The organism is Algoriphagus lutimaris (genome assembly GCF_017051705.1).
GTDB lineage: Bacteria > Bacteroidota > Bacteroidia > Cytophagales > Cyclobacteriaceae > Algoriphagus > Algoriphagus lutimaris.
In genome coordinates this window covers 106,865-128,860 of the sequence record NZ_JAFIDJ010000003.1, presented here as the reverse complement: position 1 = coordinate 128,860, position 21,996 = coordinate 106,865, and the positions used below count along the sequence as shown (strand labels likewise).

The following is a 21,996-nucleotide window of genomic DNA, read 5'->3' as shown; positions in this document are numbered from 1 at the left end:
CCTACTTGATCAAAATTAGAAGTCGTATTTTTTATCCTTTTTTCTTTCCAAAAATTCGTTGAAAAGGAGCAATATTTTGACCTATAAAATCTTCAGGATAGTGTTCTTCATCAGGAAGTCCAACAGGTAGATTTTCATCATCAGAAGGCCAATAATTGGTCTTAAAAATAAAGTCCCAAAGACTTAAAGATATTCCATAGTTAAAACCATTTGGATGGGATTCAGGAAGTTCTTTTGCATGGTGCCAAAGATGCATTTGAGGTCCATTGATAATATATCGAAAAGGCCCTAAAGGAATATATAAATTAGAATGTCCTAACTGTCCTATCACCAAGGTGAAAATATGGACAATGAAAAAATCGGTAATCCCTACACCAATCATGGCCAATGGGATGTATTCCAGTGTCCTATACAAGATGTTTTCCATCCAGTGGTAGCGAAGAAGTGCTGCAAAGCCCATTTCTCGAGTGCTGTGATGGACTTTATGGAATTCCCACATCCAACCGACATGATGATACATCATGTGAATCGCCCATTGCATAAAGTCTCGGACGATGAAGATGATGAATAATTGAACCCAGCCAGGAAGTTGATCGATTTTGATTGCAACGGTATTTGTAATCCCAAATAGTCCTAGGAAATCATTGAAGGCTTCTACTGCGACCATGGAAAGTGCATTGTAAGCCACAAGGGAAAAAAGAAAGTAATTCCAGAATAGGTAGAAAATGTCCAACCAAAAGTGTTCTCGGATGATGGGTTGGTTTTTCCTCCAAGGGAAAAATACTTCCAACAGCCAAATCACAAAAGAGGCTCCAATGAGCCAATAGAAGTAATTATGCCAAGAAGGATTTAATATTTCATTTACCAAATAATTCCAATAGCCATAATAGCCGTCAGAAATTGCTTTGATGTATTTTTCCATGCAACAAAGATGTTTATTTTATCCTAACCCTTACGTGACTTCGCTCACAAAAATATTGCTGAATATGAAATTGTCTTTTGCTAAATTTAAATTGATGTAAAGTTTCAGAACGAATTCTTTATTTTCATTGAATAATTTAAACTTAATGACTTTAACCTACTATAGAGATTATTGTTTATCAAAACCTGGAACTACGGAAGACACTCCTTTTGATGAGGATGCTCTTTGCTTTCGTGTGGGTGGTAAAATATTCTCCATAACCTCAATCAGTCAATTTCAATACATCAATCTAAAATGTGACCCTGAAAGAGCTATTGAATTGCGTGAGCAATACGAAGGGATAACTCCTGGATATCATATGAACAAAAAACAATGGAATTCAGTCAGTACTACTGGGAATGTTCCAGATCCTTTAATCCTTGAATTGGCAGATCAATCGTACGAACTTATCTTTGCCAGCCTGCCAAAGAAAATCCAGGCAGAAATACGCCTATGAGTTATTTTTCCGTAAGACATGTGTCAAAATCCTATGACCAGAACCCCGCCTTAAGCGATTTTTCACTAAAGTTAAATAAAGGAGATTTTCTTTCCATCGTAGGAGCGAGTGGATCCGGGAAAAGTACCTTGCTAAGGATTATGGCAGGCCTAGAGATACAAGACGAAGGAGAGGTTCATCTTGATGGAGAGTTGATTTTAAACCCCAAACACAAATTGGTTTCTGGCTATGATGAAATCAAATTGATACATCAAGATTACCATTTGTTTCCCAATTCCTCAGTAGAAGAAAATATTGCTCGTCCGCTTCTTCATTATGAAAAGGATTATGCAAAATCCAGGGTGGAAAATCTATTGAATTTATTGGGGTTAAAAGCTTTTAGGGATCGATATCCAAGGCAACTTTCGGGAGGACAGCAGCAAAAGGTAGCCATAGCCAAGGCATTGAGTGTGGAGCCTGAATTATTATTGTTGGATGAGCCATTTAGTTCTTTAGATACTATTCAAACTCATCAATTGATTTTTGAATTAAAGCAATTGTTTCAGGAATTGGGTACCACGGTGGTTTTTGTAACCCATGACCTCGATGATGCACTAAGACTAACAGATAACCTCCTAATATTACAAAAAGGGAAAACCGTTCAGCAGGGGACTTCTCAAGAATTGTGTGAACATCCTAAGTCTAAGTACGTTGCTCAGCTGTTTAGCCCTATCAACCTCATTCCAGATAGGTTTAACTCATATATAAGACCTTCCAACGTCAAGTTAAGAACCAAAGGACCACTGCTTGGACATGTAGTGGACACCCGTTATTTGGTGCATTTTAATAGCCTGCAAGTTCGGTTGAAAAATGGGGGTGAAATTTGGGAAGTAGATGATCCGCTCCGCAAATTTAAAATTGGTGACAGGGTATATCTTCAGTTTGATGAGGATAAAGTCATGGTATTGAAAAAGTAATAATCTAATATCTGATTAATCCTCAGGCCGCTGACTAATGGAGGTTTAAGATTAAAATTTAATCTCGTAAATTTTCCATTGACAATACAAAGGCAGCCATGGCCTTTGAATCTTCAACGCTTAGATTAGGATGTGCTGACATAACAGGATATCCCCATGATCCATTTCCTCCAGATATGATCCTTTGAGATAGTAAATCTATGTAAACCTCTTGGTAAGGATACCTTTTTGAAATGTCTAAAAATGCTGGTCCCTTTGCTCTATTTTCAATTTTATGGCAGTCTAAACAATCCGAATAAGCGATTAGAATTTCTCCTTTTTTAACTAAGGATGTGTCAATTTCTTCATCTTGACCCTCAATTACCCGAAAGTAATCATCTGCTTTTGAGCTGATCATTTCATTTTCAATTGATTTCTTCTTATCAATAGAAGTACACCCTATAAAAGACAAAAAAAGAAGGAGGAATATTCTAGTCATTGGCCAAAGATGTTTGTGAAAATATAATAAAGAAAGGGCATGAATTAATTTTCATGCCCTTCATATTTAATAAAATAAGAATCATTCTAATGGTCAGTTCCATGTTCTCCATGAATGTGTCCATGCTCTATCTCTTCTTTAGTTGCTTCACGTACTTCAATTACTTTTCCATCAAAGTGCAAATCAAAGCCGACTAAAGGGTGGTTGAAGTCCAGTAGCAAATCCTCTCCTAAATCCTTTAAGATTTTTGCCTGCATAGGATATCCATTTTCATCCATTAATGGAAGAAAGTTTCCTTCTTCAAGCATTTCCTTTTTAAATCCCTGCTCCCCGGAAAACTGGGATTTAGGTAGGTTGATGATTAATTCATCATCGGCTTCACCATATGCTTCCTCCACAGAAAGGGTAAATGAAAATTCCTCACCCTCGGATTGCCCTCCTAATAATTCTTCAAACTTATTTGGAAGCCCACTTTGACCAAAAAGAAAGTAAAAAGGATCTTCTGTGTCCCTGACCTCTACCGAGAAAGGAGCTGATTCAATCTCATCCTCTGTTTTACTTACCTTTAATTCGTAAGTAAGCCCAACCACTGTATTGTTTTTAATTTTCATATCTTCTTTATTTAATCCCATGTCTTAACCGGATACTTATTCTTTCCATTAGAATTTTCCATTTGTTTCTTGGAGTGGAATGTTCCAAAGGTTTTTGCGATCTAAAGACAAAATATTGGTAATCTTTTTCTTCGAAAAAGACGGAATAGGTTTCCATTTTTTCAAGGTAAAAACCACTGGAAGTAATGCTTTTGATTAAGTCTCCCGAATCCAAAGGCTGATCGATTACCTGTAGTTTTTCAGGCTCGTTTTGAATCATCCATTGCAAATACCTTGGTGCGGGGATGTGGATAAATATTACAGAATCCTGATGGGAATGTTCCTGAATAGTTTGAAATAAACGTTGGTGCTGATCCACAGGAATGTGTTCCAATACATCAGGGAAGACGAAGAAGTCAAATGTCTGCTTTGCCTTGTGAAAGTCAGACATGTCAGAAACTTCAAATTTCAAGTTGTCAAAATCCTTCCAAATCACCTTGGCTTTATCTATACTTTCGGGACTGATATCCACTGCCAACACTTCGCCTTTTTTCACCTGACCTGCAATCAAGCTACTAACCGTACCTATGCCACAACCCACTTCAAGTACGCGATGGTGTTCTTTTAAACCAGCAGCCATTACTTTATCCAGGATACTTAAATGTCTGGAGTTTATTCCTGTTTTTTCCTGTTTTTCGGAAAATTGGTCGTAGTAACTAATGATTTTGTCTTTAGGCTCTTCCATTTTCTTCTTTTATAGTGAAGTATACACCACCAATTAATCCTAAAATGATCAGGTATTGGAAGATGATCATTGGTGTTTTGGTTTTGGTATAACTGCTTGGGGCGAAATGAAATTCGATTTCATGTTGACCCGCAGGAATAGTTAACCCTCTTAACAAATAATCAGTTCTTAAAATATCGGATTCTTGCCCATCGATTGTCGCAGTCCATCCTACAGGATAGTAGATTTCTGAAAATATAGCTAAGCCTCCCTGACTCATATTTGCAGTATATGTTAGATGGTTTGGCGCATAGGAAATTAATTCAATGGTGCCAGCTCCTGCATCAACTTGGCCAAATTCATCAGTGTTAATGGTTGCTTCAGTTTTAGTGTTGATTTCTCCCAGAGTTGTGATCTCTTCCAAATTTGAATTTACACTTCTAATACTGGAAGGAATCCATGCTGGTCCATTTGCTTCTGGGTTTTCAAATACTGCATTGGCCGCTTTTCCAGCAATGATGTATTTGGTATTGAGCATATTAAATGATTGAATGCCAGAAAAATCAAAATCTCCTTCCTGAGCTTTGGTTACAAAGTTATTGAGCTCACCGGAAAGTCTGTAATCAATTAAATCCTGAAAACGTCTCAATTTGGCGCCATGATATCCTCCAATAGCGTGGAATCTATAACTTGCCTTACCCGCAGATTGTATTCCCTCTGTCAAATCTAAAACCCGGAAATAAGAATCATCCTTTAAGATTTCAGTTTCGGCTGGAGTTTCTGCAAAATAGCTATTAGTAGGATTTGGCTGAAAGGAGTCCGAATTTAAATAAGGGCGATTGATGGTCCAAAGGTCAAATAGAACCAGCATAAATAGTCCTGCTCCTAGAATGAGATCACTTACTTTGCCTTTGACCGTAAAATAGATCAAGACAAAGGCAGCTGCTAAGAACCCAAGACTCTTCAATGCACTGGATTGCAGCATGGATTTTCTGTCATCTTTCAAAGCTCCGAGTAACCAATCAGGGAGTCCCTGATCTGCCAAACCCTCAAAGCGGAACATTCCCGCTCCAAGAATAAAAAGTAAAATTAGACCTCCTGTTACGGCCCCTGCCATATACAGTGATTTCAATTTATCTTCTTTGACAAGCTTTTCTAAAGAGACCATTCCTAAAACGGGAATGGCAAACAAGGTCATGCCTAAAGCCATGGAGACTGCTCGAAACTTGTTGTATCCAGGTAAGTAGTCAAAAAGCAAGTAATTGAACCAGGACAAGTTTTTGCCCCATGAAAGCATCAAAGAGAAGATAATAATTGCACCAAATGTGATGAGGGTTTGCTTAGGTGCTGCCCAGATCCCCAAAACTGCTAAAAAGATCAGGATTACTCCACCATAGATTGGACCTCCTGTAAAAGGTTGGTCACCCCAATAAGTGGGAGCTCCCTGAACAAAACCATTGATTTGCGCTGGGTCTAACCCTTGTTGTCTCAGTACTTTTTCTGAAGCTGAATTTTTGGGTAAAGGAGTATTGGATCCGCCTCCATAAAAATCAGGTATCAAAAAGGTGAAGGATTCCATAATTCCGTTGGACCAACCGAAAGCATATTCTTTATCGAGTCCAGCTTCTTTTGTTTCAATAGTTACCTCGCCTCTTGTGGAATAGGTAGAGTACTCCAAGGCAGTGGCCAGTCTACCAATATTACCTCCAATGGCTAATATGGCACCGATGGCTAATATTCCAACTGTTTTGGCCATTGGAATAAGACCTTCTTTCTTCCATTCAAATAGGACTCTTACCAAAACATATATTCCTGCCATCAGGAAGGTGTAGTAAGTGATTTGTACGTGATTGAATTTGAATTGCAGGAGAAGCCCTAGAGCTAAAATGGATGCTCCCAGGATTCTCTTCTTTTCAAAAGCCAAATGAATACCCAGAATAATGAGGGGTATTAAACATTCTGCCCATATTTTTGCGTTATGTCCTGCCGCTAAACTGAGTAAATTGTAAGTATTAAAGGCAAAGGCAACACTGCCTAAAATGGCAAATATTGGCCTGACTCGAAAGCTTAACAATAAAATGTACATTCCCACCATTCCAAAAAACAACCCATTGACTGGGTGAGGTAACCCCAAAGAAAGGATGGAGACTAATGCGTTGGTGATGTCTCCGGGGAAATCCAGGCTTATAAAGTAGGCAGGCATCCCGCCAAACATACTGTTAGTCCAAAGAGCTTCTTCGCCGGTCGCCTTTCTGAAATCCATCGTTTCTTTTGCAGATCCTTCCCATTTCAAGATATCACCTTGAAAAATAACCTGGTTTTCAAAAACCACTGGGGAAAAATAGATGGCTACTATGGCGTAAAATAGGGCAATTCCCACTACGTGAGGGAGAATGTCTTTCTTAAAATCTATGGTCATGAAAAAGAAATTTCTAGGATTTTTTAGATGCAGCCGCAAATTAGGAATTTAAAGGCAAAGAGTCCTAATCACATTATTTGCTTGGAGGCAGTATTAGATGAAATGATGCTTTCTATCCCTGATGAAAATCATTACTTTTGCCACAAATAGCCGCAATAGGAATGTTTGATAATTTAAGTTTAAAATTAGACCGTGCTTTCAAAACGCTGAAAGGTACTGGTACGATCACAGAAATAAACGTAGCCACTACGGTTAAGGAGATAAGAAGAGCCTTAATTGATGCTGACGTTAACTATAAAGTAGCAAAGGAAGTAACTGATACTATTAAAAAAGAGGCACTAGGTCGAGATGTGTTGATCTCAGTTTCTCCAGGTCAGTTGTTAGTTAAAATCACTCAGGAGGAGCTGACCAAATTAATGGGTGGCACCAAAGTGGAAATCAACTTATCCGGAGACCCATCCGTGGTACTGATTTCTGGTCTTCAGGGTTCTGGTAAAACTACTTTTTCAGGAAAACTAGCCAGCTTACTCAAGAAGCAAGGACGGCAGGTTCTTTTAGTTGCTTGTGATATTTACAGACCAGCTGCAATTGATCAGTTGAAAGTACTCGGCGAGCAAGTAGGGGTTGAGGTGTACGCCGAGCCTGAAAATAAAAATGCATTAGAAATTGCAAATAATGCAATCGCCTATGCTAAGAAATCCGGGAAGAAAACAGTGATTGTCGATACAGCGGGTCGTTTGGCAGTGGATGATCAAATGATGCAGGAAATTGAGGAGTTGAAAAAATCACTCAATCCTTCAGAGACCTTGTTTGTAGTGGACTCTATGACTGGTCAAGATGCTGTAAATACTGCAAAAACTTTTGACGAGCGATTAGATTTCAATGGAGTAGTGTTGACGAAATTAGATGGCGACACCCGTGGTGGTGCAGCTATTTCTATTCGTCACGTAGTCAATAAACCAATCAAATTCATCTCTACAGGTGAAAAGATGGAGAATATTGACGTATTCCATCCAGATAGAATGGCCCAACGTATTTTGGGTATGGGAGATGTAATCTCCTTGGTAGAACGTGCTCAGCAATCCTTTGATGAGGAAGAGGCTAAAAGGATCAATTCTAAAATTCGAACCAACAGTTTCAACTTTGATGATTTCCTTTCTCAACTGGAGCAGGTGAAGAAAATGGGTAATATTAAAGATTTGATGGGAATGATCCCTGGTATGGGCAAGGCTATGAAGGGCTTGGATATTGATGACGATTCTTTCAAACCTATTGAAGCCATTATCAAAAGTATGACCCCTTTGGAAAGGCAACAACCTGATTTGATCGATGGAAGTAGAAGAAAGCGCATTGCAAATGGATCAGGAAGAACCATTACTGAAGTCAATAATCTGATGAAGCAGTTTAGCGACATGCGTAAGATGATGAAGCAGATGAATAAAATGGGCGGGGCTAAAGCAGCCATGAGCCGATTGATGCCAGGTGGCAAAAGATAAAAGTAAAAAGGGAGCGTCATGCTCCCTTTTTTAATTCATCCATTTACTTAGAAACTCAAGGAAAGCTTCTTTGTAATTATCTCCCACGGCTATGTGGTGTTTTCCAATCTGAATTACATTTTTTGAAACAGAATCAATATGATCTAATGAAACTATAAATGATCGGTGTACTCGCATAAAGTGAGATGAAGGGAGTAACTCTTCCATGCTTTTTAAACTAGTCAAAGAGAGTAAAGGGTTGGGTTTGGAAATCAAATGAACTTTGACATAGTCTTTGTATGCTTCTACGAAGGCAATATCTTTTAATATCACTTTCACCAATTGATACTCCACTTTTAAAAAAATGTATTCGGGAATAGCATGAGATTCAGCTGGACTACTGCTGATTGGTGCTGCAGAGTTTAATTTTTCAAAATAGCTAAAAGCCTTGGTGGCTGCATTAAGAAATTCTTCATAGCTATATGGCTTTAACAAATAATCCAAAGCTTCCACTTTATAGCCCTCAATGGCGAATTGATGATAAGCGGTGGCAAAAATGATTCTTGTCCTATCTGAATTCTTCTTTCCATCCAGTACCCTTGCAAGTTCCATTCCAGAGAGATCAGGCATTTGGATGTCCATAAATATCAACTGAACCTCGTTTTGGTTGATAAAACCTAAAGCTTCGATGCCATTACTAAACCTGCCTTCTAATTGTAGAAAAGAAGTTTGCTCAATAAACTTGCAGATCAAGTCCAGTGCTAATGGCTCGTCATCTATCGCTACACATTTCAGTTTCATGCAAGGTTGATTGTAAGATTTACCCAATACTCATTATTGGATTCATCTTTACCAAATTTAAGCCGATGTTTTTCGGGGTATAATAATGCAAGCCTTCTCTGAGTATTGACCATCCCAATCCCATTTTCCTTAGCTTCAGGGCTATCTGAGTGGACTGGAAATATTTGATTTCGAGTTTCAAAAAATAAAGTGTCACCCATAACCTCCATGCGGATGGTTATTTCACATTCCTTCTGGCTGCTGATACCATGCTTAAATGAGTTTTCTAAAAATGGAAGCAATAGCATAGGAGCAATGATTTGATCATCTTTGGGCTCTTCTATCTTCAGATTTAATTTGACATTATTCGAAAGCCTCATCTTCATTAACTCAATGTAGTCTTGAATAAAGTTGACTTCTTTTTTTAGTAGCGTTACATCCTTTTGGTTTTCATACAGCACATACCGCATCATTCGAGAAAGTTTTAATAAGGCCTCTTGCGCTTTTTTTACATCCAGGTTGGTGAGTGAATAGATGTTATTTAAGGTATTGAAAAAGAAATGTGGATTGATCTGCGCTTTTAAATAAGATAGCTCTGTGTTGATTTTCTGCTTTTCAAGATCTTGACGTTCCACTTCATCTCGCTGCCATTTTTGTACCAGTGCCAAGGAAGTACTTAATCCTATAGATACCATATATAATAGGATCTGGAAAACATCTCCAGGTAACCATCTTCCTCTTGGTGAATAGGGCTTATTTGGGTTGAAGAATTCATGCATCTTTTGGGGATACTTAATGAATTGCTCAAAATAAATAATGGAAAAGTAAAAAAGGATAGCTCCTCCCACCACCAATAAGATGTATTGGTAGTTTTTTCCTTTTAGGAGAATCCTTGGGACGGTAATGGAAACATTGGAGTAGAAAACTCCTATAAGGAATATGATGAGAAAAACCTGCTTATACCAAAATGCATCTGGCAATTCGTTATCTCCCATTCTCCAAGAAAGCGGAGATAGCAAGATTAGAATGATACAGAGCATCAACCAACCAAGTATATGGACGATAAATGAAAGATTCTTTTTTGAGCTAAATGGAGGCATTTGTTTGAATTTCGATCTGAAACTAAGGAAAAGTACCTAAACACCTAAAATAAAATCTACCAATCTACGGATTACACCTCTAGAACATCCATTTGAATAGATAAACCCGTTTATCGATTGATTTTTGGGTTTAATCCGGTGGTTTCCCTGTTTAGTCGATAAAACTAAAGGAATGGTCTATTACACCAGTATAGTTTAAAACAATAGGTGTTGTTTTGTTGTACATAACTGTGTAAAGCAACTCAGCAACAACTATCATGAAGAAATTATTTTACTTAACCTTTGTTTTTAGCACCATTATTTCGGTGGGGATTTTTGCCCAAAGTACCGATGGGGATAAAAAAACTCCTGCAAGAATAATTGGAGTAGCTAAAGATCAAAATACTGGAGAGGCTGTTCCTTATGCGACCGCCGCTCTTTACAAAGCTGGCACAGAAGAGAACATTGCCGGTGGAGTGGCTGATGATGAAGGTAAATTCTTTATCACAGGGATGAAGCCAGGATCCTATATTCTTAAAGTTAGCTTTTTGGGATTCGAAACCCAAACAGTAGATAATATCCAGGTTACTTCTCCAAATGGAGATGTGAATCTAGGAGATATTTTGATGTCTGATGAAGGAGTAGCTTTGGAAGAAGTGACTGTTCAAGGTCAACGAGAGTTAATAGAAGAGCGAGTAGATAGGACCATCTATAAAGCAGAAAATGATAAAACTACGGCTGGGGGAGATGGTACAGATGTACTTAGAAGAGTTCCAATGCTTTCAGTTGATTTGGATGGAAACGTATCCATGAGAGGAAGTAGTAATATTACCGTTTTGATTGATAATAGACCTTCAGCAATTGCAGCTAGTAGTATCTCAGATGCTCTAAGACAAATCCCTGCTGAAGAAATAAAAGCGGTGGAAGTCATAACATCTCCATCTGCAAGATTCGATGCTGAGGGTACTTCTGGAGTAATTAATATTGTTACTATGAAGAATAATCTTCAGGGTTTGACCTTAAACGTGAGAAGTGGAGTTGGTATGAGGGGGTCTAATTTAAGTTTAAATGGTTCTGCTAGAAAAGGGAAGTTTGGTTTTTCACTTGGAGGGTTTGGTAGATCAGGTTATAATATAAATGGAAGATTTGAAAACGAACAATTAATTACAAATCCTAATAGTTCAATAGCGAAAGTAATTCAATCTGCAGATACAAAAAGAACTGACATTTTTGGAAGATATAATTTTGGTGTGGATTACGAAATTGATAAATATAATTTCTTAACAGGGTCAATAAACTTTGGTATTAGAAATTCTAAGAATTATCAAAATAATTTTTTCACTGAAAACTATTTGGAGAACCAATTACTTTCTAAAGCTCTTAGAGAAACAGACGTTATAGACGAGTCGAATTCTGTGGATATTAGTGTCAACTACACTAAAACATATGAGAAAAAAGGAAAGGAATTCAGTATTCTTACTCTCTACAGTCGAGATAATCGTGAAAATTCTTTTGTTAACAGTCTTTTTGAAGATGATTTTGAAACGATCAATTCAAGGTTGAGAAATGACAATCCTAGTAAAAATGAAGAGTTTACAATTCAACTTGATTTTGTAAATCCTTTAGGGAAAGACGGTAATCAAATCTTAGAGTATGGCGCAAAAAATATTACAAGGAGAGCTGTTTCTGACTTTGCTTACTTCCAAGCTGATGGTTCAGATGGGGATTTTATAGAAAGTGAAAACCCGTCCTTAACTAATGCCTTTAATTACGATCAAAATGTAACGGCAGCTTATTCTTCTTATACTTTTAGTTTTTTGAAGAATTATACTTTGAAGGCTGGGTTGAGATATGAGTATACAATGATTAATGCAGATTTTAAAACTGAAACTACGGCTGAAATTCCTTCTTATGGTACTCTTGTACCAAGCATTAACGCGAGCAGGAAATTGAAAAACGGTAATCTGATCAAAGCAGCTTATAATAGAAGAATTTCAAGGCCTTCTCTTAGATTTCTAAATCCTAATATTGATGCTTCTAATCCACTTCAAATTACTCAAGGTAATCCAGTTTTAGATCCGGAATTGACTGATAACTATGAAATGGGATATAGTACTTTCTTTAAGAGCACTGTAATTAACTTCTCTGGATTCTATAGAAATACTACTGGGTCTATCCAAGCAGTAAGAACGATTCAAAATGATGGTGTGATTTTCACCACTTATGAAAATATAGGTAGAGAACAGGCAATCGGAACAAACATATTTGCTAACGTGTCGATAGGAAGTAAGCTTTCATTTAATGGTGGTTTTGATCTTTACTATTCTATATTGGATAATGGATTAGAAGATCCAGTTTTAGCAGCACAAAATGAAGGGTTTGTAGTAAGTGGAAGATTGTTTGGTAACTACTCACTGCCTAAAGATTGGCAAATACAATTATTTTCTTTTGCAAGGGGTAGAAGAGTTCAGTTACAAGGACTTTCTGGAGGATTTGCTGTTTATGGTTTGAGCTTGAACAAGCAGTTTAATGAAAAGAGAGGAAGTATAGGTTTCGGAGCGGACAACTTTCTTACCAAAGAGTTTATTATTAGAAATGAGCTGACAACCCCTACTATAATGCAAAATAGTTCTTCCGCTCTTCGAAACATGAATTTTAAAGTGAACTTCAGCTACAGAATTGGAAAGTTGAGCATGGATCAAAGACCAAGAAGAAAGAAATCCATTAACAATGATGACCTGAAAAGTGGAGGAGATGGAGATATGAACCAAGGTGGTGGAGCTACTGGAGTTTCAAATAATAAATAATTGAATTCACATGCTGGATTCGAGGTTGCTCAAGTCCAGCTTTCATAAAATATCAAAAAAACTATTTTAGATAGATTGGGTATAAACAAAAAAGCCAACCTTTTAGAGGTTGGCTTTTTTGTGTTTTGAAATTCTTATTTATAGCTTACTTTTTTGATTGCGTCTACTGTTCTCTGAACGTTTGGAATAGTCACATCTATATAAGTTGGAGAGTAGCTCAAAGGAATATCCATTGAATTGACTCTAATCACAGGTGCATCTAAATAATCGAATGCATATCTCTGGAAATGATAAGTTAATTCAGACGAAATGGCAGCTAACGGATTTGCTTCCTCCACAATTACTGCTCTATTTGTTTTCTTTAAAGACTCTACACAAGTGGCATAGTCGATTGGTCTTACTGTTCTTAAGTCAATTACTTCACAGTCGATACCTTCTTTTGCCATTTCTTCTGCTGCTTGAAGCGCTACTTTCATCATTTTACCAAAAGAAATAACTGTCACGTCATTTCCTTTTCTTTTGATGTCGGCTACTCCGATAGGTAATAAATATTCTCCATCAGGTACTTCTCCTTTATCACTATACATAACTTCAGACTCCATGAAAATCACTGGGTCTGGGTCACGTATTGCCGCTTTTAATAAACCTTTGGCATCGTATGGATTAGAAGGAACAATTACCTTCAAGCCAGGTGTATTTGCAAACCAGTTTTCAAAGTTGGAAGAGTGCGTAGCTCCCAGTTGACCTGCGTTTCCAGTAGGACCTCTAAATACGATAGGCACACTATAGGCCCCGCCTGTCATTGCTAGCATTTTTGCAGCTGAATTGATGATTTGATCAATGGCAACCAAAGAAAAGTTGAATGTCATGAACTCGATGATAGGTTTTAGGCCATTCATGGCTGCACCTACCCCTAATCCTGCAAAACCAAGTTCTGCAATCGGAGTGTCATAAATTCTTTCAGGGCCGAACTCATCTAGCATCCCCTGTGACACTTTATATGCACCGTTATATTCAGCAACTTCTTCGCCCATTAAAAAAACGCTCTTATCACGTCTCATTTCTTCAGACATGGCCTCTCTCAGGGCTTCACGAAACTGTAATTCTCTCATTAGTGTAAGACAAAATTTGGTTCGTAAAAATAGAAAGGAATTGGGCAATTGCAAAAATACACCGCGTGATTAATATTCTTATTTAACCCAAATAGACAGTTTTAGTATTTACGAATTCTAAAATACCATATCTACCCAGCTCTCGACCAAATCCGGATTTTTTGATGCCGCCAAAAGGAAGGTGGGGATTTGAAGCTACCATGGAATTGATAAATACAGCTCCGCTTTCAATTTTACTAGCCAATAACTCTCCCTTCTTGAGGTCTTTAGTCCAAATAGAGCTTCCTAGACCAAATTCAGAATCATTTGCCAACCTGATTGCTTCATCCTCATTTTTTACAGAAAATAGGTTGGCTACTGGACCAAATAATTCTTCCGAATAAGCTGGAGAATGTGAAGGTATATCAGTTAATATGGTAGGGTTGAAAAATGCTGTCCCTTCCTCAGGTTTTATCCCTCCTACTAGCACTTTTGCTCCTTTTTTTACACTCTTTTGTACTTGGTAATACAATTCTGAAGCTAAATCAGCTCTAGCCATACATGCATAATCCGATTTTTCATCCAAAGGATCTCCTGAATTCAGTTCTTTTAATTTGGCGGAGAAAAGTTCTGCAAATTTGAAATAGACCTCCTCCTCTATGATAAAACGCTTGGCTGCAATACAGCTTTGTCCATTATTGATCATTCTGGCTTTGACTGCAGTTTCAGCAGCTAGCGGAATGTCTGCATCTTTTAATACAATGAAAGGGTCACTCCCCCCAAGTTCTAAAACAGCTTTCTTGATGTTTTTTCCTGCTTCAGATGCTACACTCGCGCCTGCTTTTTCGCTTCCAGTAAGTGTAACTGCTTTGATGATTGGGTTGGAAATTACCTGCGTAGTGGCTTTTGAGTCAATCAATAAACTTTGAAATGTACCTTTTGGGAATCCTGCTCGTTCGAATACCTCCTCAATCGCTAATGAACATTGAGGAACATTGGATGCATGCTTTAAAAGTCCGGTATTTCCTGCCATCAAGGTAGGGGCAGCAAATCGAAAAACCTGCCAAAAAGGAAAATTCCAAGGCATTACGGCTAATATGGTTCCTAGAGGCTCATGGCTAAGTTTTGCTTTCTTTCCATCAGGTAAATCAATCGGTTCATCCTTAAGAAATTCAGATGCGTTTTTGGAATAATAGTCACAGACCCAAGCACATTTTTCCACTTCTGCAATGGATTCTTTGATTACTTTTCCCATTTCCAAAGAAATGATGTTGGCATATTTCAGTTTTTCCTTCAATAGCTGTTGTCCTGCATTTGCCATAAGTTCAGCGCGTTCAGAAAAAGATGTGTTTTTCCAATTATTGTAGGTTTGATCTGACAATTCTAACTTTTCCCGAATTTCAGGTTCATTTAAAGAGGGATAGCTTTTTAACAATTCTCCAGTGTACGGATTAATAGATTTAATTTCACTCATTTTTTTGTTGGTTTGCCTTCTTTCATCCAGTTGTCGATACCACCATCCAGTAGATAGACATGCTTAAATCCGGATTCTTTCATGTAAGTCGCGGCTTTTGCCTGCCGAATACCGGATTTACAATAGACCACATAGGATTTGCTTTTGTCTAGATTTTCTATTTGTTTTTGAAAATCATCTCCTAAAAAGTTGGTAAGCATTGCGCCATCTATGTGACCTTCAGTATACTCCTCTGGAGTTCTGACATCTAAAATAATCGGTTGTGAATTCTGAGATAATAGCTCCTCGAAATCATCGACGGAAATACTCTTTATCGGTTCGTCTGTTGATTCAGTTGAACAGGCAGCAATGATTGACATGGAGAAGAAAGCAAGGAAAATTTTTAGATAAGTTTTCATGGGTGAATTGTTTGAAGTGAACTTTTAGGGAGCCAAATTGAAAGGAATTTAAGTCCTTTATTTATAAATGTCCACTAAGATTGCACTCATTTCCGATTCACACAGTTTTATTGATCACAAAACTCTTACCTATTTACAAGATGTAGATGAGATTTGGCATGCTGGAGATATTGGAGATTCCAAAGTGATGGGTTTGCTTCCCAAAGGAAAGCAAATAAGGGCTGTTTTTGGGAATATAGATGATTTGGAAATTCAACAGCTTTATCCGGAATGGCAATATTGGGAGACGGAGGGAGTGACTGTCTTGATGACTCACATTGGGGGAAAACCTCCTCGATATGCGAAAGGGGTGAAATCAAAAATCAGGGAATATAGCCCCGATCTTTTTATATGTGGGCATTCCCATATTTGCAAGGTGGAGTTCGATCCTACTGTAAATTGTCTGTATATGAACCCTGGAGCGATAGGGCAACAAGGATTTCATCATATGCGTACCTTGTTGCTTTTTGAATTGGAACTAGGGAAGGTGAAAAATCTAAATGTGGTGGAATTGGGAAAAAGAGGAAAATAAAAAAGGCGATCCAAAGATCGCCTCTTTACCCTAAGGGGAAGGTCAATTATTTTGCAAAAGACTTTTTCAATTCTTCTACGTCCACGTTCTTAATCACTGGCTTAGCGCACAGTTGCTTGATCTTTATTACGCGAGTATTTTGAGACAATCTTTTTCTTTTCAACTTTCTCTTTAATGTAGTAACTGCCATGGTCGTATATTTTTAATGTTTTTGTTCCGAAACGAAGCGCAAAATTAAGAAAACAAATCTTTTTAGCCTAGTATAATCTTGAAATAAATTCTAATTGATTTCAATTAAGAGGGCTGTTTCCCAATTTTTAAATAAATTTGAAGTCTAAATCACCAGATTAAGCATGCAAAAACCTAGTCTTCCAAAAGGAACAAGAGATTTTGGGCCCGTCCAAATGGCTCGTCGAAATTTTATTCTAAATACGATTAAAGACACTTTTCAGCTATTTGGATACCAACAGATCGAGACTCCCGCTATGGAGAATCTGAGTACCCTGACAGGGAAATATGGGGACGAAGGAGATCAGTTACTTTTCAAGATTTTAAATAGTGGTGATTTTCTTAAGAAAGTCAATTCAGATGACATTGCTTCAGGTGCAGCTGTCACTTTACCTAAGGTAGCAGAAAAAGGGCTTCGTTATGATTTAACTGTTCCATTTGCACGTTATGTGGTGATGAACAGAAATGAACTGACTTTTCCATTTAAAAGGTTCCAAATTCAACCGGTGTGGAGAGCTGATCGTCCCCAAAAGGGAAGGTATAGGGAGTTTTACCAATGTGATGCAGATGTGGTGGGAACGGAAAGTTTGGTTTGTGAAGCGGAGATTGTTCTAATGATTCGTGATGTCTTTACAAAGCTTGGACTTTCCAGTTATGATATTAAAGTCAATAACCGGAAGATCTTGACTGGGATTTCTGAAGCCATCGGGGAGTCAGGCAAAGAAGGGCCTCTATGTGTGGCGATTGATAAACTAGATAAGATAGGTTGGCAAAAAGTAAAAGAGGAACTAGGTGAACGAGGATTTGCTTCCCAATCTGTAGATAAATTGGAGCCTCTAGTTCAGTTGGAAACGGACCTAAAAGGGAAAATTGCCTTTTTAAAGGATTTCTTGGCGACTAGTGAAGTGGGGTTGAAGGGTGTATCTGAATTAGAGGAAATGCTTGATATTCTTGATCAGATGGGGGCGAATTTAGAGCATGTGGATTTTGATATCATGCTAGCAAGAGGTTTGTCCTATTATACAGGAGCTATTTTTGAAGTAAAAGTGAAAGGAGTTTCAATAGGCTCCGTAAGTGGGGGTGGTAGATACGACAATTTGACAGGAGTATTTGGCCTTTCCGGTGTATCAGGAGTGGGATTCTCCTTTGGTGTGGATAGACTTTATGATGTATTGGAGGAATTGGATTTGTTTCCAGAGGAAAGCTTAAAAGGAACCACTCTATTGTTGACCCACTTTGACCAAAAAGGATTCCGATATGCCTTGAATGTATTGACTCAATTCCGAAATGCAGGAATCAAAGCTGAAATTTATCCTGATGTAGTGAAAGCGAAAAAGCAATTTGATTTTGCCAATAAAAAAGGTATCCCTTTTGTTGGGATTTGTGGAGACAATGAGATAGCCACTGAAACCCTTGCTTTGAAGAACTTGGAGACGGGGAATCAGGAAAATTTAAAAGTAGAAGAAGTGATTTCTTTACTTAAAGGGAATTAATCTACTTCCAAAATAGAAGAGACGGGAATCGTTAGTCCTCCTTTTAAAGAAATGTAATCATTTCCAACAGCCCAAACGGTGGTGTGAGTTTGATAAATGTTTCCGTCAGCTGCTTCAAACGTAAGGTATACTTTTGTTTGAAGGAGGTTTCCTAGCGTCTGAGATCTGAATAGTTTGGAAAGTCTCAACTTCTGTAAATCAGGATCAGGAAGAACTTCTTTTTTGCTGAAAAAGAGGTGTGCAATGTGCTCTTTTTCAATGGATTCTATGGGTTTCATGTAGGTTAAGATTAGATAGTATAAATACTAAAAAACCTATATAAAAGTTACATGTTTTTTAAAAAGGAAGAAACTTTAATTTACAAATGGTTATTATCGTTTTAAAATTGATTTAAATCGTTGATATCCGTCAAAAGCACAGATGCCAAAAATTGAGATTGAAATAAAATTTAAAGTAGAGATAAAGAAAAAATATGTTTGATATCATGGGGATGATGGGCAAGATCAAGGAAGCCCAATCGAAAATTAAAGATGCACAGGCAAAATTAGTTCACCTTACAGCAGAAGGTGAATCCGGAGCTGGATTGGTAAAGGTTACGGTCAATGGAAATCGGAAAGTTCTGAAAATCGATATTGATGAATCTTTATTGACACCAAACGATAAAGAAATGCTAAGCGATCTAGTAGTGGCAGCAACCAATATCGCTATGGATGCCATTGAGATAAAGATTAAAGCCGCGATGAAATCCGCTACTGATGGTGTGATTCCTAATATTCCGGGAATGGACCTCGGTGGCATGTTTGGGTGAAATCCGCCGGGTAAAAATGTCAGATAAAGGTATGAGTTCAACTTTGGTAGATTCCATTTGAAATGGTGAAAATTATTATATACTCATCATGAAATCCTGTGCAGTAGTCATTCTTAATTACAATGGAGAGGAAATGCTTCAAAAATTCCTTCCTTCTGTAGTAGAATACAGCCAATCGGATATTTGGATAATTGATAATTCGAGTACTGATCAATCTACCACGTTAATTTCAAGAAATTTTTCCCAAGTCAATTTAATTCCATTAAAAGCAAATTTCGGGTATGCTGGAGGATATAATTGGGGCTTAGAAGAATTAAAAGGAAAATACAAATATTACATTCTGCTCAATTCAGATGTGGAGGTGACTCCGGAATGGGATTTGGATCTGGTAGCATCAGCTGAAACAAAACCGGATTACGCTGCCCTCCAGCCTAAAATTCTTTCTTTTCAAAACCGAGATTATTTTGATTATGCAGGGGCAGGAGGAGGGTTTATTGATTCTCTAGCATATCCCTATTGTAGAGGGAGGATTTGGGAACATATTGAAAGGGATGAAGGGCAATACGATGATTTTATTGACGTAGATTGGGCATCTGGGGCATGCATGCTTGTTAATGCAGAGGCATTTCATCAAATGAACGGTTTTGATGCTCATTTCTTTGCGCACATGGAAGAAATTGATCTTTGCTGGAGAATGAGGAATAAAGGCTGGAAAATCGGATATGATGGAAATACCAAAGTATATCATGTAGGTGGGGCTACTTTGGCAAGAAATAGTTCCCGAAAACTATTCCTTAATGTCAGAAATAGTCTTTCAATGATTTTTAAGAATGAGGGAAGGCTGAATTTCGGCTTGATTTTTCTTGCTAAATTTTGCCTGGAGATGATGGCTGCCATTTCATTTTTCCTAAAGGGTGACCGGGCAAATGCTCGAGCTATCTGGAAAGGATACAAAGAGTTTATAGTCCATAGAAATATCTCTGTGGATCAAATTGTGAAAGTAAGTAAAGGGAAATCAGTTCCTGGAAAAGGGCCAGTCAGATTCTTGATATTGAGTACGGGAATTTTGAAGAAAAAAACCTTCCGATCTCTTTAATCAAACAAAATTGGATTATTACTTTTTCTAAAGTATTTCCTTATTTTCATCATCATTGCCATACTGACATAGATGATAACAGGTGACCCCATCGTGATGAAGGAGGTATAGATAAAAAATAAACGAATACTGTCGATAGGGAAATTTAATTTCTCTCCTAATCTAGAACATACTCCAAAAGCCCTTTCTTCAAAGAATAATTTTATCTTTTCCATGGTCTTGTAGTGGTTTAGTAATCTAAATTTATAAAAAATGTTGATCCAAACTATAAAGCAATATGTTTAATCGATTGTTTTTGATAACAATAACTTTATTTATTACAACTTTTTTTCTTGCAGCATGTGGTTCAAGAATAGTGCCTGAAAATAATTTTTTAGAGAATTCTGAAATTAATCCTTCTAAATTAATCTTTCAAAGAGATTCTTTAAACTTTAAGATAAAAGGAGAAATTCCTATCATTTCAGCTTTAAGTCCGAAGAACCCCAGAGTTGAAATTGAAATTAGAGGTTCCAATCAACAGGTTAATTTGGGTAACGTGGAGCTCCAAAAGGAATTAGGCAAATATACCTATGAGGAAAATTTCACTATTCAATACCAATCTTGGATGGAAGGGGCGGTGCTGGAAGCTATTTTTTATCAGGGAAAAGATCAAATTAGTCCCAGTGAAAAAAAGATATTGGCAAAAGGAGTAATTACTACTCCATTGTTGGTAAAAGTAGGGGCAGTAAGACCTGATGAACCTATTCCCCAGGTGGGATTGTATATTCCTACTGGGAGTTTAGACAAAGACTTAACACGGTATTCAGATTTTTCTTTTTTCTTTTCCGCCGGATCTTCCAAAGTAGTAGAAACGAGTCGAAATAAGGGGACTTTAGATAGGCTCAAGAATTTTATTTTACAGTACCCTTCTATTTCTGGTATAAAAATTACTGGTACTCAATCTCCCGAAAATACCGAAGGGAAAAACAGTAAGTTGGGAATGGACCGTGCCGAAGCTACTTTGGATTATTTGAAAAACTCTAATATCCGAATTTCGGATAGCTTACTGGATTTAAGTTCCAGATGGAATGATTGGTTTGATTTTAGGTTATTACTTCGGGATTATGAAAAATTATCTACACAGCGTAAGGATCAGTTTTATTCGGTTCTTTTGAATGGGCAAGACTATCTATCTCAAGCGGATGATTTGAGAAGAATTAATGGTTTTAGAGAAGTTTCCAGAGATCTATTTCCAAAACTTCGAGCTGCCAAAGTGGAAATTCAGGCTAAACCAATTGCAGGGCTTGATCAGCAGCAAGCTGCTCAGCTCAAAGCTGCATTGGAAAGTTCAGGTCTTAATTCAGGATTAAGTGCTGCGGACTGGGCTATTGCCGGAGAGTCTTCCCCTAGACTGGAAGACAAAGAAGAAATTTATAGCAAGATGACGGAGTTGTTTCGCTCTGCTTTACCTTATAATAATTTGGCAGTGGTAAAAATGAGGCAGGCGCAGCGCACAATGGATCCAAAGAAAAAGAGTTTATTATGGGAAGAAGCCAACCGTCTCCTTGATCAGGCTCTCCGAATTGAAAATAATCCTTATGTTTTACATAATCAGGGTCAGATTTTAGTCCTTCAAGGTAGAGTAGAAGAAGCTTATAAAAAATTATCAGATGCGTCAGTACTTACCAAAAACGGAGACTTTATTAGGTTAAATGAAAGTCTAAGGGGATCCATAGATATTATGAGAGGCGATTATAAATTGGCTACTTTGCGTTTTCAATATCAATATTCTACCGCACAGGATTTTTTTAATAAAGGTTTGGCTTATTTTATGAGTGGAGATTATTCAAATGCAAGTATTTCTTTTGAAGAGTCGGTCACAGCAGGACGGTCATTTGGATATGGTTATTATGGGCTTGCATTAATAGCAGTGAAAAGTGGACAGGATGAGGTAGCTTTAATCCATTTGAAGCAAGCTATAGATAAAAGTGAGGTACTTTATCAAAAGGCTTTAATTGATCCTGAATTTGAAGAATTGAGGCAGACTAAGGCCTTTTTTGAAATATTTAAGCAAGATTTTTAAAATAAATTGAGATTACATTTTCCTAATGAAAGATAGGATTTTTTGAAAA

General features: G+C 37.5%; 21 protein-coding genes. 9 read left to right on the top strand and 12 right to left on the bottom strand.

Features of this window, described 5'->3' with window-relative positions:
* Positions 1-31: 31 nt before the first annotated feature.
* On the bottom strand, positions 32-922 hold the full coding sequence (locus JYB62_RS17905) for a sterol desaturase family protein (protein ID WP_205646771.1): 891 nt from the start codon (positions 920-922) through the stop codon (positions 32-34).
* Positions 923-1,067: 145 nt separating this feature from the next.
* On the opposite strand from JYB62_RS17905, the gene JYB62_RS17900 reads away from it, so the two are divergent.
* A complete protein-coding gene (locus JYB62_RS17900; protein ID WP_205646770.1) occupies positions 1,068-1,418 on the top strand; it encodes an MmcQ/YjbR family DNA-binding protein in 351 nt (116 codons plus the stop codon).
* A complete protein-coding gene (locus JYB62_RS17895; protein ID WP_205646769.1) occupies positions 1,415-2,374 on the top strand; it encodes an ABC transporter ATP-binding protein in 960 nt (319 codons plus the stop codon). Before JYB62_RS17900 ends, JYB62_RS17895 begins: the two co-directional genes overlap by 4 nt.
* Positions 2,375-2,432: 58 nt before the next feature.
* Here JYB62_RS17895 and JYB62_RS17890 read toward each other — a convergent pair whose 3' ends face one another.
* The 4 genes from JYB62_RS17890 to JYB62_RS17875 form a co-directional block, all read right to left on the bottom strand.
* A complete protein-coding gene (locus tag JYB62_RS17890) occupies positions 2,433-2,852 on the bottom strand; it encodes a c-type cytochrome (protein ID WP_243431628.1) in 420 nt (139 codons plus the stop codon).
* A gap of 86 nt (positions 2,853-2,938) precedes the next feature.
* Positions 2,939-3,463, bottom strand: a complete 525-nt coding sequence (locus JYB62_RS17885) for an FKBP-type peptidyl-prolyl cis-trans isomerase (protein WP_205646768.1) — start codon at positions 3,461-3,463, stop codon at positions 2,939-2,941.
* Between the two features lie 7 nt (positions 3,464-3,470).
* Positions 3,471-4,187: a class I SAM-dependent methyltransferase gene (locus tag JYB62_RS17880; protein ID WP_205646767.1), complete on the bottom strand. Its 717-nt coding sequence runs from the start codon at positions 4,185-4,187 to the stop codon at positions 3,471-3,473.
* Entirely contained in the window at positions 4,174-6,585 is a 2,412-nt protein-coding gene (locus tag JYB62_RS17875; RefSeq protein WP_205646766.1) for a YfhO family protein, read from the bottom strand. Before JYB62_RS17875 ends, JYB62_RS17880 begins: the two co-directional genes overlap by 14 nt.
* A 161-nt stretch (positions 6,586-6,746) precedes the next feature.
* On the opposite strand from JYB62_RS17875, the gene ffh reads away from it, so the two are divergent.
* Positions 6,747-8,081, top strand: coding sequence for a signal recognition particle protein (gene ffh / locus JYB62_RS17870; protein WP_205646765.1), 1,335 nt, complete (start codon positions 6,747-6,749; stop codon positions 8,079-8,081).
* Positions 8,082-8,111: 30 nt separating this feature from the next.
* Here the strand turns inward: ffh and JYB62_RS17865 are convergent, their stop codons facing one another.
* On the bottom strand, positions 8,112-8,861 hold the full coding sequence (locus JYB62_RS17865) for a LytR/AlgR family response regulator transcription factor (RefSeq protein ID WP_205646764.1): 750 nt from the start codon (positions 8,859-8,861) through the stop codon (positions 8,112-8,114).
* The gene (locus JYB62_RS17860) at positions 8,858-9,940 is read right to left on the bottom strand and encodes a sensor histidine kinase (RefSeq protein ID WP_243431626.1); all 1,083 of its coding nucleotides are present in this window, start codon (positions 9,938-9,940) and stop codon (positions 8,858-8,860) included. Before JYB62_RS17860 ends, JYB62_RS17865 begins: the two co-directional genes overlap by 4 nt.
* Positions 9,941-10,197: 257 nt before the next feature.
* On the opposite strand from JYB62_RS17860, the gene JYB62_RS17855 reads away from it, so the two are divergent.
* A complete protein-coding gene (locus tag JYB62_RS17855; protein WP_205646763.1) occupies positions 10,198-12,726 on the top strand; it encodes a TonB-dependent receptor domain-containing protein in 2,529 nt (842 codons plus the stop codon).
* Between the two features lie 134 nt (positions 12,727-12,860).
* On the opposite strand, the gene JYB62_RS17850 is transcribed toward JYB62_RS17855, so the two are convergent.
* From JYB62_RS17850 to JYB62_RS17840, 3 genes are all read right to left on the bottom strand, one after another.
* The gene (locus tag JYB62_RS17850) at positions 12,861-13,838 is read right to left on the bottom strand and encodes a pyruvate dehydrogenase complex E1 component subunit beta (protein ID WP_205646762.1); all 978 of its coding nucleotides are present in this window, start codon (positions 13,836-13,838) and stop codon (positions 12,861-12,863) included.
* Positions 13,839-13,920: 82 nt separating this feature from the next.
* Positions 13,921-15,291 (bottom strand): NAD-dependent succinate-semialdehyde dehydrogenase, encoded by a 1,371-nt coding sequence (locus JYB62_RS17845; RefSeq protein WP_205646761.1) that lies wholly within the window; start codon positions 15,289-15,291, stop codon positions 13,921-13,923.
* Positions 15,288-15,689: a rhodanese-like domain-containing protein gene (locus JYB62_RS17840; RefSeq protein WP_205646760.1), complete on the bottom strand. Its 402-nt coding sequence runs from the start codon at positions 15,687-15,689 to the stop codon at positions 15,288-15,290. The genes JYB62_RS17845 and JYB62_RS17840 overlap by 4 nt, the downstream gene beginning before the upstream one ends.
* Before the next feature lie 67 nt (positions 15,690-15,756).
* Here JYB62_RS17840 and JYB62_RS17835 point away from each other — a divergent pair, with 67 nt between their 5' ends.
* The gene (locus JYB62_RS17835) at positions 15,757-16,260 is read left to right on the top strand and encodes a metallophosphoesterase family protein (RefSeq protein ID WP_205646759.1); all 504 of its coding nucleotides are present in this window, start codon (positions 15,757-15,759) and stop codon (positions 16,258-16,260) included.
* Positions 16,261-16,613: 353 nt separating this feature from the next.
* Positions 16,614-17,981 (top strand): histidine--tRNA ligase, encoded by a 1,368-nt coding sequence (hisS, locus tag JYB62_RS17830; RefSeq protein WP_205646758.1) that lies wholly within the window; start codon positions 16,614-16,616, stop codon positions 17,979-17,981.
* Here hisS and JYB62_RS17825 read toward each other — a convergent pair.
* The gene (locus tag JYB62_RS17825; protein WP_074226493.1) at positions 17,978-18,259 is read right to left on the bottom strand and encodes a hypothetical protein; all 282 of its coding nucleotides are present in this window, start codon (positions 18,257-18,259) and stop codon (positions 17,978-17,980) included. The two genes, hisS and JYB62_RS17825, sit on opposite strands and share 4 nt — an antisense overlap.
* Positions 18,260-18,453: 194 nt before the next feature.
* Here JYB62_RS17825 and JYB62_RS17820 point away from each other — a divergent pair, with 194 nt between their 5' ends.
* Together JYB62_RS17820 and JYB62_RS17815 are read left to right on the top strand one after the other, a co-directional pair.
* Positions 18,454-18,789, top strand: coding sequence for a YbaB/EbfC family nucleoid-associated protein (locus JYB62_RS17820; RefSeq protein WP_205646757.1), 336 nt, complete (start codon positions 18,454-18,456; stop codon positions 18,787-18,789).
* An 88-nt stretch (positions 18,790-18,877) separates the two neighbouring features.
* A complete protein-coding gene (locus JYB62_RS17815) occupies positions 18,878-19,885 on the top strand; it encodes a glycosyltransferase family 2 protein (RefSeq protein WP_205646756.1) in 1,008 nt (335 codons plus the stop codon).
* On the opposite strand, the gene JYB62_RS17810 is transcribed toward JYB62_RS17815, so the two are convergent.
* Positions 19,882-20,100 carry a PspC domain-containing protein gene (locus JYB62_RS17810; protein WP_074226496.1) on the bottom strand — a complete coding sequence of 73 codons (219 nt, stop codon included), beginning with the start codon at positions 20,098-20,100 and terminating at the stop codon, positions 19,882-19,884. The genes JYB62_RS17815 and JYB62_RS17810 overlap by 4 nt on opposite strands.
* 80 nt (positions 20,101-20,180) lie before the next feature.
* Here JYB62_RS17810 and JYB62_RS17805 point away from each other — a divergent pair, with 80 nt between their 5' ends.
* Positions 20,181-21,947 (top strand): tetratricopeptide repeat protein, encoded by a 1,767-nt coding sequence (locus tag JYB62_RS17805; RefSeq protein ID WP_205646755.1) that lies wholly within the window; start codon positions 20,181-20,183, stop codon positions 21,945-21,947.
* The last annotated feature ends 49 nt before the right edge of the window (positions 21,948-21,996 follow it).

What these genes read in the sequence shown, in the direction of transcription:
- JYB62_RS17905 (WP_205646771.1), bottom strand. Translation starts at nt 922, where the DNA reads ATGGAAAAATACATCAAAGCAATTTCTGACGGCTATTATGGCTATTGG.
- JYB62_RS17900 (WP_205646770.1), top strand. Translation starts at nt 1,068, where the DNA reads ATGACTTTAACCTACTATAGAGATTATTGTTTATCAAAACCTGGAACT.
- JYB62_RS17895 (WP_205646769.1), top strand. Translation starts at nt 1,415, where the DNA reads ATGAGTTATTTTTCCGTAAGACATGTGTCAAAATCCTATGACCAGAAC.
- JYB62_RS17890 (WP_243431628.1), bottom strand. Translation starts at nt 2,852, where the DNA reads ATGACTAGAATATTCCTCCTTCTTTTTTTGTCTTTTATAGGGTGTACT.
- JYB62_RS17885 (WP_205646768.1), bottom strand. Translation starts at nt 3,463, where the DNA reads ATGAAAATTAAAAACAATACAGTGGTTGGGCTTACTTACGAATTAAAG.
- JYB62_RS17880 (WP_205646767.1), bottom strand. Translation starts at nt 4,187, where the DNA reads ATGGAAGAGCCTAAAGACAAAATCATTAGTTACTACGACCAATTTTCC.
- JYB62_RS17875 (WP_205646766.1), bottom strand. Translation starts at nt 6,585, where the DNA reads ATGACCATAGATTTTAAGAAAGACATTCTCCCTCACGTAGTGGGAATT.
- ffh (WP_205646765.1), top strand. Translation starts at nt 6,747, where the DNA reads ATGTTTGATAATTTAAGTTTAAAATTAGACCGTGCTTTCAAAACGCTG.
- JYB62_RS17865 (WP_205646764.1), bottom strand. Translation starts at nt 8,861, where the DNA reads ATGAAACTGAAATGTGTAGCGATAGATGACGAGCCATTAGCACTGGAC.
- JYB62_RS17860 (WP_243431626.1), bottom strand. Translation starts at nt 9,940, where the DNA reads ATGCCTCCATTTAGCTCAAAAAAGAATCTTTCATTTATCGTCCATATA.
- JYB62_RS17855 (WP_205646763.1), top strand. Translation starts at nt 10,198, where the DNA reads ATGAAGAAATTATTTTACTTAACCTTTGTTTTTAGCACCATTATTTCG.
- JYB62_RS17850 (WP_205646762.1), bottom strand. Translation starts at nt 13,838, where the DNA reads ATGAGAGAATTACAGTTTCGTGAAGCCCTGAGAGAGGCCATGTCTGAA.
- JYB62_RS17845 (WP_205646761.1), bottom strand. Translation starts at nt 15,291, where the DNA reads ATGAGTGAAATTAAATCTATTAATCCGTACACTGGAGAATTGTTAAAA.
- JYB62_RS17840 (WP_205646760.1), bottom strand. Translation starts at nt 15,689, where the DNA reads ATGAAAACTTATCTAAAAATTTTCCTTGCTTTCTTCTCCATGTCAATC.
- JYB62_RS17835 (WP_205646759.1), top strand. Translation starts at nt 15,757, where the DNA reads ATGTCCACTAAGATTGCACTCATTTCCGATTCACACAGTTTTATTGAT.
- hisS (WP_205646758.1), top strand. Translation starts at nt 16,614, where the DNA reads ATGCAAAAACCTAGTCTTCCAAAAGGAACAAGAGATTTTGGGCCCGTC.
- JYB62_RS17825 (WP_074226493.1), bottom strand. Translation starts at nt 18,259, where the DNA reads ATGAAACCCATAGAATCCATTGAAAAAGAGCACATTGCACACCTCTTT.
- JYB62_RS17820 (WP_205646757.1), top strand. Translation starts at nt 18,454, where the DNA reads ATGTTTGATATCATGGGGATGATGGGCAAGATCAAGGAAGCCCAATCG.
- JYB62_RS17815 (WP_205646756.1), top strand. Translation starts at nt 18,878, where the DNA reads ATGAAATCCTGTGCAGTAGTCATTCTTAATTACAATGGAGAGGAAATG.
- JYB62_RS17810 (WP_074226496.1), bottom strand. Translation starts at nt 20,100, where the DNA reads ATGGAAAAGATAAAATTATTCTTTGAAGAAAGGGCTTTTGGAGTATGT.